The organism is Leucothrix mucor DSM 2157 (genome assembly GCF_000419525.1).
Classification (GTDB): domain Bacteria; phylum Pseudomonadota; class Gammaproteobacteria; order Thiotrichales; family Thiotrichaceae; genus Leucothrix; species Leucothrix mucor.
The window spans coordinates 1821949-1833850 of the sequence record NZ_ATTE01000001.1 but is presented as its reverse complement, the minus strand read 5'-3'; the positions used below and the strand labels follow the sequence as shown (position 1 = coordinate 1833850).

Below are 11902 nucleotides of genomic sequence, written 5' to 3'. Positions count from 1 at the left end.
GAATAGACCATTTTTAATGAAATTCCTGTGATATTTATTGAACAATAAACCCCCTCGTCACGACCTACAGGTAGTTGCTTTTTGATCATCGGGAGAATACAAAATGCTAACAATAAAAAGCGCTCAGGCCGCCGCTCTATTATTACTCTGCGCATGCAGTGGACTAGCCAGCGCACAAGATGACAACAAGCACCCAGAATACGTCACCACGCCCCCTTATGAAATCGGTTCAGAAGAGAGCGAATCCATGCTCAAAGCAGAATGGCTCTACCAACAACAAGCCGGATCAGTCCGCTACTACGGCCAAATCTACACCCACCCCGATAGCGACATCGCCCAATGCCAACAAGCCAACGGCGGCTGCACCTTCATCTACGTCCCCACCCAGTAAGTCGCTAAAGCCCTATGCCTCAACCAAACCTCGCCACATAATTTCCCTCACACGACACCACCCCAAACCAAACCGTACTATGCCCAACTCAGCCCCTCACCGATATTAACTTCACGCAGTCCTTACGAGCAAAGCGAGTCGGCGAAGTGCAGTTAATATCGGTGAGGGGCGAACAACAAAGTACTCCCAAAAAAGGAGATTGTGTGGAAATACTAAGTGAATTACATCACCACAAAATTCCTGTGATAATCTAACAAAGCTAATGGACTAAAACTAATTTTTGACATTCACCCGTAATGGAGATGCCACATGAACCAACAGCCCACCCCGATTAAAATCCCACAAGAAGCCTTTGATTGGTACGACGAATACGCCCACGGTGGCATTGATCGCCGCACGTTTTTAGACCGCCTTGGTAAGCTGGCAATTGCCGGACTCACCATCAGCGCAGTGTCTGGTGCCCTACTACCAAACTATGCACTGGCTGAGCAAGTGTCATTCAATGATGATGACATCACCGCAAGCTACGAAATGTTTGAGTCCCCGAAGGGCTTTGGTGAAGGCCGTGGCTATTTGGTCAAGCCTAAAAATTTAGAAGGCACAGCGCCAGTCGTCTTAGTCGTGCATGAAAACCGCGGTTTGAACCCCTATGTTGAAGACGTTGCACGTCGTTTGGCTAAGCAAGGTTTTGTCGCATTTGCACCAGACATTCTTTACTCGCTTGGTGGCTATCCTGGAAATGACGACGAAGGTCGTTCCATGCAGTCCTCATTAGATAAAGCAAAAGTTGAAGAAGACTTTAAAGCGGCAGCCTCATTCCTGAAAAAGCATCCATTAAGCAGCGGTAAGCTGGGCGTGGTTGGTTTCTGTTTTGGTGGTTACATCAGCAATATGCTGGTTGCCGCAATGCCGGATGTGATTGATGCAGCCGTACCGTTCTATGGTACGCCTGGTCCTGCTGAGCTGATTCCAAATATCAAAAGCCCTATCATGTTGCAATTTGGTGAGCTGGATAAGCGCGTTAACGCAACTTGGCCTGATTATGAAACAGCGTTGAAAGCCAATGACGTTGACTATCAAGCCTTTGTTTATAAAGGCGTGAATCATGGTTTCCATAATGATTCAACGGCTCGATACGATGAAGAGGCCGCAGAGCTGGCTTGGAGCCGCACGGTCGAGTTCTTTAAAAAGCATCTGACTGCTTAAGTCTATCAGCGTGAAAGCCCGAAGCATCTAATGTTGATGCTTCGGTTTTGATTTTTTAACACCCCGCCTCCGATAGCACTCGCCAAGCAAGACATCCTCCCCCATAATCGCGCCCACGTTTTCCACCCTATTTTCTGACTACTGTGGCCGCACCATGCAATTCGAACTCTTCATCCTGATCTTAACCATGATCGCGACCATTACGCTCGCCATCAGTGGTGTATTACAAGCTGCCCGTAGCGAAATGGACTTTTTTGGGGCGCTGGTGTTGGCCTGTGTCTGCGCCTTAGGTGGTGGTAGCTTACGGGATCTGCTAATTGGCTCGACGCCCGTTTTCTGGACTAAAGATCTCAGTTATCTGGCCGCCATTCTACCGACCACAGTAGTCATGATTGTCGCCGTGCAATACATTCCAACCGGTAAAGGGATTCGCTTAAGAATTTTGGATGTTGCTGATGCGATTGGTTTGGCCTTGTTTGCTATTCTGGGCGCTCAGAAGACGCTGCAATTAGGTTTAGCTGAGCCAGTGGCGGTGGTCATGGGAGTGATTACCGGGGTTGCCGGCGGCATGATTCGCGATATTCTGAGTCAAAGTGTGCCATTGGTCATGCGAGGTGAAGTGTATGCCAGTGCCGCGATTATCGGCATCATTGCTTATACCTTGTTGCGGATGTTTATTGATGAAGCATTGGCGATGCTAATCAGCATGGGCATCATTATTGTTATTCGGATGGTGACACTGCACTGGAACCTGAATTTACCCAAACTCAGGCTCCCGAACAGCAATTCTGATTAAATAAAGCTAGCTGAGCGATACTTAAGGTAATCGACTCAGCTGGCTTTTGTCATTCGCAATTAGGATACGAACAAGTCTTCAATCGACAAGTAACGCTCACCAGTGTCATAGCTAAAGACGAGTACTTTGCTGCCGACCGGCATATCGGCTTCGATCTTCTTCACGGCGGCTAAGCTAGCACCGGAAGAAATGCCCACAAAGATACCTTCTTCAGTGGCACAACGGCGCGTCATTTCAAACGCATCTTCATCGTCAACCTGTACGGTGCCATCCAGAATCTCAGTATTTAATACGCCCGGAATAAAGCCAGCGCCGATACCTTGCAAACGGTGTAAGCCCTTCTCGCCACCGCTAATAACAGGTGACTTGCTTGGCTCAACAGCCAATACTTTCAGGTTTGGCATGGCAGGCTTTAATACTTCCGCACAGCCAGTAATGTGACCACCCGTACCAACACCCGTTACCATGTAATCCAATCCTTCCGGGAAGTCCGCTTGGATTTCCAGCGCCGTGGTTTTGCGGTGTACTTCAGAGTTAGCTGGGTTATTAAACTGCTGTGGAATCCAGCTATTAGGCGTCTGCTCAGCAAGCTCAGTGGCTTTAGCAATCGCACCACCCATGCCGTTTTCTTTCGGCGTTAATACCAGCTCTGCGCCCATGGCCGCCAATAAACGACGACGCTCAATCGACATAGACTCTGGCATGGTCAGAATCAAACGGTAGCCTTTCACTGCAGCAGCCTGTGCCAAACCAATACCGGTATTACCCGAGGTTGGTTCAATAATCACAGTCTCTGGCGTTAACAAGCCCGCCGCCTCAGCCGCTTCGATCATCGCAACCCCAATACGGTCTTTAATACTGCCGCCTGGGTTAAAGCGCTCTACCTTCATCCAAACTTCAATGTCATCACGAAAAAGCTTGTTAATACGAACGTGTGGTGTGTTACCGATGGTTTCCAAAATATTATTATATTTCATAGGGTGCTACGGGCAGTTTTAGCTGCACATCTCCTTTGGGTGAATGGTTCAGGTAATCGTCTATCATAAGTTTTTAAGGCAACAATGCCAAACGTCAAAAACGAATAACGGTAGCTTGCGAGGGCATATAGTTTTATAGGCTCTGAGCGCCGAGTTTATTAAACCAAGCTTTTTTCAATTGGGTATATAGTCCACTCTTTTACCTAGGGTATTTAGACATGTTTCACCGACGCCCGCTGGGTCTGACGACCATTACTTCAGATGCCGGCGGCTCCATCGCCAAGCTTGCCGCGGTTGAGGGGTTTTCCCGTGCCGTATTGGTCGGAGTTGTACCACTCATTGCCTATGAGGTCTTAGATAGTAAAGAAGCCGTTGCCCTAACCTATCTGGTAGCCGCCTTTTTTACCCTGTTTGTCACGCTCAACTTTAACCGATTGGAGCGTCTGTTACAGCGGCGTTGGGTTGTCACCTTGGGTGGCGTCTTTCTGATCGGTGCAGCGATGTTGTTGTACTTTGGAGAAGGCGTCTTCTTCTCGATGGGAATCGGGATGCGCTCGGCGGCCGCATCGATTTTTACCGTGTGTATGTCGCTGTACATTATGGAATATATCCAAAAAGCGCACTTTACCAAGACCGAATCGAGGCGCATGTTATTTAATGGCGCGGCTTGGTTAACTGCCCCGCTAACTGGCGTTTACCTCTGGGAAAAAGTCGGCCACATTGCACCTTTTATTTTATCCGCAACGGCCGCTGGTTTGATGATTCTGTTTTTCTGGTATCTGCGCTTGGGTGATAACAAAATTCTCAAAGCGGCCAAACCTCGCCCTCCTACTACGCCTCTACGTTTGCTGCCTCGCTACTTCGGCCAGAAGAATTTGCGCATTGCCTACTTTGTCACCCTAAGCCGCTCAATGTTTTGGGCGACGCTCTTTGTATATGCGCCAATCTATGTGGTGGAAGCGGGATACTCCAAAATGTTCGCGGCGGGTTTGCTCTCTGCGGCCAGTGGCTTGCTGTTTTTAAGCCCATTAATTCGGCGCTTAGCGGAGCGAGTCACCACTAAGAATGTGATTATTTGTGGCTTAGCGGTGGCAGGCTGTTCCATGTGTATCTTAGGGATTATTGGCAATGCCCAGCCCATAGGTATTGTGTTTTGGATGACAGCATCAATGGGAGGCGCGCTTGTCGATGTGCTGGGGAATATACCGTTTATGCGCACAGTAAAGCCCTATGAGCGTACTGAAATGACCATGGTGTTCTCGACTTGGCGGGAAATGTCGGAGCTGATGACGCCGCTGTGCATTACGCTGATTGGGTTAATTTTCCCGTTTTATATGTACTATTTTTTATTGGCAGGGATATTGCTGTCGGTGTCGGTTGCGGCGACGATGTTGCCACGACGTTTATGACGTTTATGACGTTTATGACGTTTCAGATGATGAGATAATTAGGCGCATTAATCGTATCAAATTATGAGACGATTAATGCGCTAATCATATCACCAGTACCCAATAGTGGATTTTCGCGGATACAGACCCTAAACCCGAGCTTTAAGGGCATCCGCGATCGCTAAAATAACCCGATAATGGCTTTCATGCGCAATCCGAAATGCCTCACCATAAACTGTCTCATCCGGGGCTTCAGTGATGATTTCTACTGGGTAATCGGTCTTTTCATATTCACTAATCATATAAGGGACAATACCCTGAGCAATTTCAAAACCCGCATTTTCCACGCTCATTAAAAACCGCGTTAACATCTCAATATTTTGCTGCTTCTGAGGCTCAAAGCCAATAACCGCACTAATCGCCGCATTCAACATTGCTTCAGCTTGTTCTTTAAAGCCGGGGTTGTAACGGCAAATAATAAAAAAGCCTTTGGGGATCGTCCAGGTTGCGAAGCCCTCGGGAACATAGCCAGACAGTGGCCGTGTCCACTCGTGCGATGGATAGCCATGTAAATTAACATGCACATCTGCAAGTAAATGACGTTTTGCAGCATCCCGAATCAGTGATTCGTAGGCCGTGCCAAAGGTTAAATCGTTGCCTGCGCTGGTATAACGTGCAGCATGGTGCATATGTTTTGGGTTGCTCTGGCAGAGCTGACGAAATAATGCATAGCCGTCAGCATTCTCAGAGGGACACACCGTGAAATCCACATCACCTTGCGCTTTTAATGCGTGTGCAGCCCGTAATGCGCCAACCACCCCACTACTTTCATTTGCATGCTGACCACCAGAAATGGCTAGCTTGATCGGTGAGCCACTTAATACCGCACAGCCCTCGACCCGATTCCCCTGTCGCGAGGCGACCTCAAACGGCTGGCCTTTCAGTTCTATCAATTGATCCGATATTTGCTGAGGGGTTAACCAGTGCTCAACGTCATCTAAGCTGACGGTCAGAGCGGTTTTATCCAGCGCCTCAGGAGAACAGCTTTCGGAGCTGATGGTTAAACTGGGTTGCTCTGCATAGAAAACATCAGGGACTATCTGCCCCGGCATCAAGCTGCGATCATTAGTCGGTAGCCCTAATCGCTGCTGAAAAATTTCTATTGCAGAAAAATAAATATCTTCATGCATGGCTTCAACCAGAGAAATCGACTCTTCAGCGACAGCGAGTTTCACATCCTGCATTGGCAGCCCAATGCGCAGTGTCAGGCGTTCAAAAAACGGGCCTGTTGCACGCTCTTCGTGGATTGGGTCCAGTGGCAGCTCTGAGTGATACAGGCAGGCATCATTGTAAATTCCATCAAACTCTGTCGGCAGATACTGCCCCTTGCCGGATTGGTTGATCACCCAGCCACAAGCGACGAGTTGGCGTTTGTGGCTTAGGGTATGTACCCAACGAACCGGAATCGGGAACTGATAGGTGTCGGCTTGTGTGACGATTTCATAAAAGGGTAATTCGCCCTGCTCAATACTCTGTTCAAGTGCTTCGAAGCTTACTTTGCCACCGAACAAATCAGTAACCGGGTAACACTCCAGACGAAAGCGTTGTGGCTCATCCCCTGTTATGACCGGATACCGAATCAATATTTCATCGGCTTTATCAAGCAGTTTGCTTTCAAGTAAGTGGTGCAATAATGACTTATAGGCGCTGTGTAACTTAATCGTCCTGCCTTGCTTTGCCCATTCTGCTTCGACGCTTAAGCGCATCTCATGCGATTCAAACAACCAAGCTTCTGTTGTGTCAGAGGGTAAGTTATACAAAGTACGGGCGTACGTACGCTTCATGAGTAATACCGAAGTTGCTGAAAGAGAAGCGTCACCCGGATAAGTCCGGGCGACGTATTGAGGTAGTTCTATGGGGGGCTAAGTATTGGTTTTACCTAAAGGATCAAGGTAATCCCGTAGCCAGTCACCCAGTAGATTTAGGCCAAGAACGGTAAACATAATGGCTAAGCCCGGAAAGATCGTAATCCACGGTGCGGTCTGAATGTAGTTGCGGCCATCGGCCAGCATGCCGCCCCAGCTTGGAGTGAGAGGGTCAATCCCTAAACCTAAAAAGGTCAGGCTGCTTTCCAATAGAATATTATTGGCAACATTCAAGGTGGCTAAAATAATCAGCGGCCCCATCGCATTCGGCAGGATATGTCCAAAGATGATTTTTCGATCCGGCAGGCCATAACTCTTGGCGGCTTGCACGTATTCGGCTTCCCGCAAACTTAAGACGGAAGCACGAATCAGGCGGGCATACTGCACCCACTGAGCGACAATCATTAAGATAACAATGCGGTCAAGGCCGGGGCCAATAATGGCAATCACCGTGATGGCTAACAAAATAAACGGCAGTGCTAACTGGATATCGGCAAAGCGCATTAGAAAGCTATCCCAAAAGCCACGGTAATAACCTGCCAGCAGGCCAATAACCGTGCCCAATGTCACAGCACCTAAGGCGGAGAAAATACCCACGATAAACGAGATTTTGCCACCAACGACCACGCGTTCCAGAATGTCCCGACCCATCGGGTCAGTACCCAACCAATGAGCCTCATTAACAAAAGGCGGTGTCAGGCGGGCCAGAAAGTCCATGGTTTTACCGCTGTCTGGAAATAACCAAGGCGACAGCGCAACCGCACCACCCACTAGCGTTAACAAGACAAGACCAGCCAAAAATTCAAAGCGAAATAATGCGCGCATAGTCTTACTCCAAACGAATACGGGGATCAAGCATGACGTACGCCACATCCACCAACAGGTTAACTAATACAATCAGCATCGCCAGCACGGTCACCACGGTTTGTAAGATTGGGTAGTCACGTTGCGCAATGGATTCGATGGCTAAGGTGCCCATGCCGGGCCAGTTAAATACCAGCTCAACTACCACCAAGCCGCCCATCAATGCCCCAAACTGCAAGCCCAGATAAGTGATAATGGTGATGGCACTATTGCGCAGTGCATGACGGTAAATCACCCGATGTTCACTGAGGCCTTTGGCGCGTGCCACCATCACATATTGCGAGTTCAACACTTCCAACATGGCACTGCGAATAATGCGCAAGTTACTGGCGGTTAAAATAATGCCAATGGTGAGTGCCGGTAAAATCAGTGATGACGGCCCTGAAAAGCCCGACACCGGCAACCACTTTAAGGTGACGGAAAACAGCAACATCAACATAATGCCTAACCAGAAGTTCGGAAAGGACAAGCCGGTCAGCGAAAGAATCCGGATGCACTGATCGCCCCAGGAGTTTTTGTGGCGAGCCGCATAAATCCCCAGCGGTAGCGAGATCAACATGGAGACACCCAGTGAGATAATGGCCAGTAGCATGGTGGCTTTCATGGCCTGCCAGATCAGCGGCGCAATCGCACCACGGAAAAAGCTATCGCCAAGATCACCACTGAACAAACCGCTCATAAAACCCCAATACTGCACCAGAAAAGGACGGTTCAACCCCATCTGCTCGCGGATATTGTGAAGGTCAGCTTCAGTAACGTTGGCACTTTCTCCCAACATCATCATGGCCGGGTCGCCGGTCATGCGGATGGCAAACGCCACCAGCAATGACACGACAACCACAACAAACGCCGCCTGTAATAATCGCTTAATAAAATAAGATACAATCGGCATGATTATCGATTACTCCTCAACAGAGGTAGTCAGATAACGCATACGGCGGTCCGGTGCCGGCACGAAGTCTTTTACTTTCTTCGAAACGGCATAGATCGTATCTTCATTGTAAAGCGGCAGATGGTAGGCATTGTCATGCGCTAACTGGCCGACTTGACGCAAGATTTTCAGGCGCTCATCCTGATCCACAATACTGCGTTGCGCTTCCAGCAGCTTATTCATTTCCTCAGACGTGCCGTATGGATTCCAGCGTTCGCCATCGTGATAAATCAGGTAAGCCGTATTATCAAAGTCAAAGGTCCAACCGCCCCATGTGAATTGGAATAGCTCATCCGTTTTACCCTTTGGCACGATGTCATTAAGGAAAACGCTGCTTTCAATGGGCTTCAACTTGGCATTTAAACCAACGTTTTGCAGGAAGGAGGTCATTGCTTGCGAGATTTCCCCGACTGCCGCATTGTTCGCACGGTAATCAATGGTAATTTCTGTACCCGGCTTTACGCCCGCTTCTTTAAGCAGTTGCTTGGCTTTTTCAGGGTCGAAGGGATAGCCTTTTAAGTCAGGGTCATAACCGAAGGATAATTTGCCTTGCAGGCTATCAATCGGCGTACCGTAGCCACCCAGAAACGCATCAATCAGTACCTGTTTGTCGACCGCCATATTAATTGCCTGACGCACTTTCAGGTCTTTGGTAATGCCCTCTTTAGTGTTGAACTGGTAGCTCATAATGCTGGGGCCAGCGACTGAAACAATCTCGAGGCTGTCACTTTCTTTAACGGTAGGAACCGCACTAAAAGCAATGTCATGCACCACATCAACACGACCCGCTTGTAATTCTGCTAAACGCGTAGCATCTTCACGGATAAAGCGATACGTCAGCGTGTCGAGCTTTGGCTTTCCACCAAAATAGTCCGGATTGATTACCAGTTCCAGCTTGTCACCCTGTGTGTAGGACTTGAACTTGAATGGCCCGGTACCAACCGGATTCATATTGAAATGAGCGTCGCCCTTTTCCGTAATGTACTTAGGTGGAACGATCATTGCGCCATAGCCAGCCAGCTTAGTGAGCATCACCGGGTCAGCCGCATTCATCACAAAATCAACGGTGTGCTCATCAACCACTTCAACTGACTTAATGCTCACATAATTAGAGCGTTGCGGCCCCTTAGCGCCCTCCTCACCCAGCAGACGGTCAAAGGTAAACTTGACGGCATCCGCATTGAAGTCTTCACCATTATGGAACTTAACGCCTTCGCGCAGCTTGAAACGCATGCGTAAGCCGTCTTCTAAGATTTCCCAACTGGCGGCCAGACCAGGTTGCAGTTTGAGATTTTCATCTCTCAGTACCAAGCCATCAAACAGGCTCCCACCAGCTGATGACCAAGCCACCAGGAAGGTATCAATCGGGTCCCAGCTATTGGGGTCTTGTCGTTGAGCAACCGTCAATGATGACTCTGCCCAAACAGCTGATGAGCTGACCACCAACAACGTGGCTAGTGCAAGTTTCTTTAGCGAATGGTTTTTTAACATGTGTTTCTCCTGAGATGATTAAGACAGCACAAAGTTTTCAGCAACCAAGTGGCCATTACTGACCGTTCGGTAGGTATGTAGCACGGGCGGATTATCGATAGCCCGGATCGGGCTTGGAATTTCAACATCCAGAATCGGACGTTTTGGTTTTAGCAGAGGGTCCATCACAGGGACTGCGGATAACAGGCGCTGTGTATAAGGGTGTTGCGGGTCTTCAAAAATTTGTTGGCGCGTTCCGATCTCAACAATTTGGCCTAAATACATCACGGCCACCCGATGACTAATGCGCTCAACCACTGCCATATCGTGACTAATAAACAGGTAAGACAAACCTCGCTCTTTTTGCAGATCCATTAACAGGTTTACAACCTGAGCCTGGACTGAAACATCCAGAGCGGATACCGCCTCATCAGCAATAATAAGCTGTGGCTTGCAGGCCAGCGCTCGTGCGATGCAAATGCGTTGACGCTGACCGCCAGAGAATTCGTGAGGATAGCGATTGGCATAGTCTGCGGGTAATTGGACCGACTCCAACAGCTCTGCTACCTGACGTTTAGGATCGGAGACTAAACCGTGGTGATACATGGGCTCCAGCAAGCTGGCTTTAATGGTTTTTCGTGGATTGAGTGAGCCATAAGGGTCCTGAAAGACGTATTGAATTTCACGCTTGAAGCGCCCACGTACATCTTCCGGGGCTGACAACATCTCCTGACCACGAAATAGGATTTCGCCACTTGCGGGTGTCACTAATTGTTGCAGTGTTTTCCCAACCGTGGATTTACCGCTACCAGACTCACCAACCAGCGCAACTGTTTCACCCGGATAAATATCGAATGAGATATTTTCAGCGGCATGTACACGGTGGCGTACCTTCCCCCAAAAGCCCGACCGAATGGGATAGTTGGTGGTGACATTTTTCAGTGAGATAAGTGGGGAGTCGTCTTTTTTAGCGGTGTTTACTTCATCTTGGCTATGTTCAGAGCTTGCTTTGGGCTGATCAATCAGATCGAATTTTTCAGGAAAGGGTTTGCCAGTCATGGCCCCTATTTTGGGCACGGCAGCCATGAGTTGGCGCGTGTAGTCCGTGGCAGGATTTAGTATGATTTCTTCTGCGGAATTACTTTCAACCACATTACCGCGTTTCATCACCACAATATCGTCGGCCATTTCAGCCACCACGCCCATGTCGTGGCTAATAAAGACAACGGCGGTATTTAGCTCAGACTGCATGTCTCGGATGATCTGCAAAACCTGTGCCTGAATCGTTACATCCAGCGCGGTAGTCGGCTCATCCGCAATCAGCAGTTTGGGGTTGCAAGAGGCTGCCATCGCAATCATCACCCGTTGGCGCATCCCGCCAGATAGCTGATGTGGGTAGCGTTTGAGCTGCGCTTTAGCATTGGGAAGGCGGACTAAATCGAGTAAACGGGCTGCTTCGGCTTCAGCTTTTGCACCGTGCAAACCGCGATGCAGTGAAAGCGCTTCTATAATTTGACTGCCGATGGAAAAGACGGGGTTAAGCGAGGTCATCGGCTCCTGAAAAATCATCGCAATCTCATTACCGCGAATCCGTCGAAAGTCGTCATCGGATAAGGTTGTCAGATCGCGGGTGCCTTGCTCATCAGTGAATTCAATTGAGCCACTTTTTACACGACCACCGATGTGTGGCAACAGCCCCATAATGGCTAAAGAGGTAATCGATTTACCAGAGCCCGACTCGCCAACGATGGCCAGTGTTTTACCTTGCTGAACAGTCAATGACAGGTCATTAACAACCGGAATTTGATTAAAGGCCAGGGTTAAATTTCGCACTTCGAGAATTGGGTTAAGCGAAGAAGCCATGCATCCGTCCTATGTCTGAAGAGTTGCTCGTTTCATTTCACTTTAGTTATTTAAAGAGTTAACATCCAAGCATATTAATGAATAAGCTATA

At 48.8% G+C, this 11902-nt stretch carries 10 protein-coding genes; 4 read left to right on the top strand and 6 right to left on the bottom strand.

Annotated features, from left to right (window positions below; all coding sequences use genetic code 11):
• Window positions 1–103: 103 nt before the first annotated feature.
• The 3 genes from LEUMU_RS0108190 (at window position 104) to LEUMU_RS0108180 (ending at window position 2393) form a co-directional block, all read left to right on the top strand.
• On the top strand, window positions 104–391 hold the full coding sequence (locus LEUMU_RS0108190; RefSeq protein ID WP_022951801.1) for a hypothetical protein: 288 nt from the start codon (window positions 104–106) through the stop codon (window positions 389–391).
• A gap of 309 nt (window positions 392–700) precedes the next feature.
• Window positions 701–1597, top strand: coding sequence for a dienelactone hydrolase family protein (locus LEUMU_RS0108185; protein WP_022951800.1), 897 nt, complete (start codon window positions 701–703; stop codon window positions 1595–1597).
• A 154-nt stretch (window positions 1598–1751) separates the two neighbouring features.
• On the top strand, window positions 1752–2393 hold the full coding sequence (locus tag LEUMU_RS0108180) for a trimeric intracellular cation channel family protein (RefSeq protein ID WP_022951799.1): 642 nt from the start codon (window positions 1752–1754) through the stop codon (window positions 2391–2393).
• A 59-nt stretch (window positions 2394–2452) separates the two neighbouring features.
• Here LEUMU_RS0108180 and cysK read toward each other — a convergent pair whose 3' ends face one another.
• Window positions 2453–3370 carry a cysteine synthase A gene (gene cysK / locus LEUMU_RS0108175; protein WP_022951798.1) on the bottom strand — a complete coding sequence of 306 codons (918 nt, stop codon included), beginning with the start codon at window positions 3368–3370 and terminating at the stop codon, window positions 2453–2455.
• 218 nt (window positions 3371–3588) lie between these two features.
• On the opposite strand from cysK, the gene LEUMU_RS0108170 reads away from it, so the two are divergent.
• The gene (locus LEUMU_RS0108170; RefSeq protein ID WP_022951797.1) at window positions 3589–4779 is read left to right on the top strand and encodes an MFS transporter; all 1191 of its coding nucleotides are present in this window, start codon (window positions 3589–3591) and stop codon (window positions 4777–4779) included.
• Window positions 4780–4907: 128 nt separating this feature from the next.
• Here the strand turns inward: LEUMU_RS0108170 and LEUMU_RS0108165 are convergent, their stop codons facing one another.
• The 5 genes from LEUMU_RS0108165 to LEUMU_RS0108145 all read right to left on the bottom strand — a co-directional run bounded on the left by LEUMU_RS0108165 (window position 4908) and on the right by LEUMU_RS0108145 (window position 11811).
• The gene (locus LEUMU_RS0108165; RefSeq protein WP_022951796.1) at window positions 4908–6602 is read right to left on the bottom strand and encodes a M14 family metallopeptidase; all 1695 of its coding nucleotides are present in this window, start codon (window positions 6600–6602) and stop codon (window positions 4908–4910) included.
• Window positions 6603–6680: 78 nt separating this feature from the next.
• Complete coding sequence (locus tag LEUMU_RS0108160) at window positions 6681–7508, bottom strand: ABC transporter permease (protein WP_022951795.1); 828 nt, start codon at window positions 7506–7508, stop codon at window positions 6681–6683.
• Between the two features lie 4 nt (window positions 7509–7512).
• Window positions 7513–8439: an ABC transporter permease gene (locus tag LEUMU_RS0108155; protein ID WP_022951794.1), complete on the bottom strand. Its 927-nt coding sequence runs from the start codon at window positions 8437–8439 to the stop codon at window positions 7513–7515.
• A gap of 9 nt (window positions 8440–8448) precedes the next feature.
• Complete coding sequence (locus tag LEUMU_RS0108150) at window positions 8449–9969, bottom strand: ABC transporter substrate-binding protein (RefSeq protein ID WP_022951793.1); 1521 nt, start codon at window positions 9967–9969, stop codon at window positions 8449–8451.
• An 18-nt stretch (window positions 9970–9987) separates the two neighbouring features.
• Window positions 9988–11811 carry an ABC transporter ATP-binding protein gene (locus tag LEUMU_RS0108145; RefSeq protein ID WP_022951792.1) on the bottom strand — a complete coding sequence of 608 codons (1824 nt, stop codon included), beginning with the start codon at window positions 11809–11811 and terminating at the stop codon, window positions 9988–9990.
• Between the last annotated feature and the right edge of the window lie 91 nt (window positions 11812–11902).

Excerpts from the sequence above, each read along its gene's own strand:
- LEUMU_RS0108190 (WP_022951801.1), top strand. The coding sequence starts at position 104 with ATGCTAACAATAAAAAGCGCTCAGGCCGCCGCTCTATTATTACTCTGC.
- LEUMU_RS0108170 (WP_022951797.1), top strand. The coding sequence starts at position 3,589 with ATGTTTCACCGACGCCCGCTGGGTCTGACGACCATTACTTCAGATGCC.
- cysK (WP_022951798.1), bottom strand. The coding sequence starts at position 3,370 with ATGAAATATAATAATATTTTGGAAACCATCGGTAACACACCACACGTT.
- LEUMU_RS0108160 (WP_022951795.1), bottom strand. The coding sequence starts at position 7,508 with ATGCGCGCATTATTTCGCTTTGAATTTTTGGCTGGTCTTGTCTTGTTA.
- LEUMU_RS0108180 (WP_022951799.1), top strand. The coding sequence starts at position 1,752 with ATGCAATTCGAACTCTTCATCCTGATCTTAACCATGATCGCGACCATT.
- LEUMU_RS0108165 (WP_022951796.1), bottom strand. The coding sequence starts at position 6,602 with ATGAAGCGTACGTACGCCCGTACTTTGTATAACTTACCCTCTGACACA.
- LEUMU_RS0108185 (WP_022951800.1), top strand. The coding sequence starts at position 701 with ATGAACCAACAGCCCACCCCGATTAAAATCCCACAAGAAGCCTTTGAT.
- LEUMU_RS0108150 (WP_022951793.1), bottom strand. The coding sequence starts at position 9,969 with ATGTTAAAAAACCATTCGCTAAAGAAACTTGCACTAGCCACGTTGTTG.
- LEUMU_RS0108155 (WP_022951794.1), bottom strand. The coding sequence starts at position 8,439 with ATGCCGATTGTATCTTATTTTATTAAGCGATTATTACAGGCGGCGTTT.
- LEUMU_RS0108145 (WP_022951792.1), bottom strand. The coding sequence starts at position 11,811 with ATGGCTTCTTCGCTTAACCCAATTCTCGAAGTGCGAAATTTAACCCTG.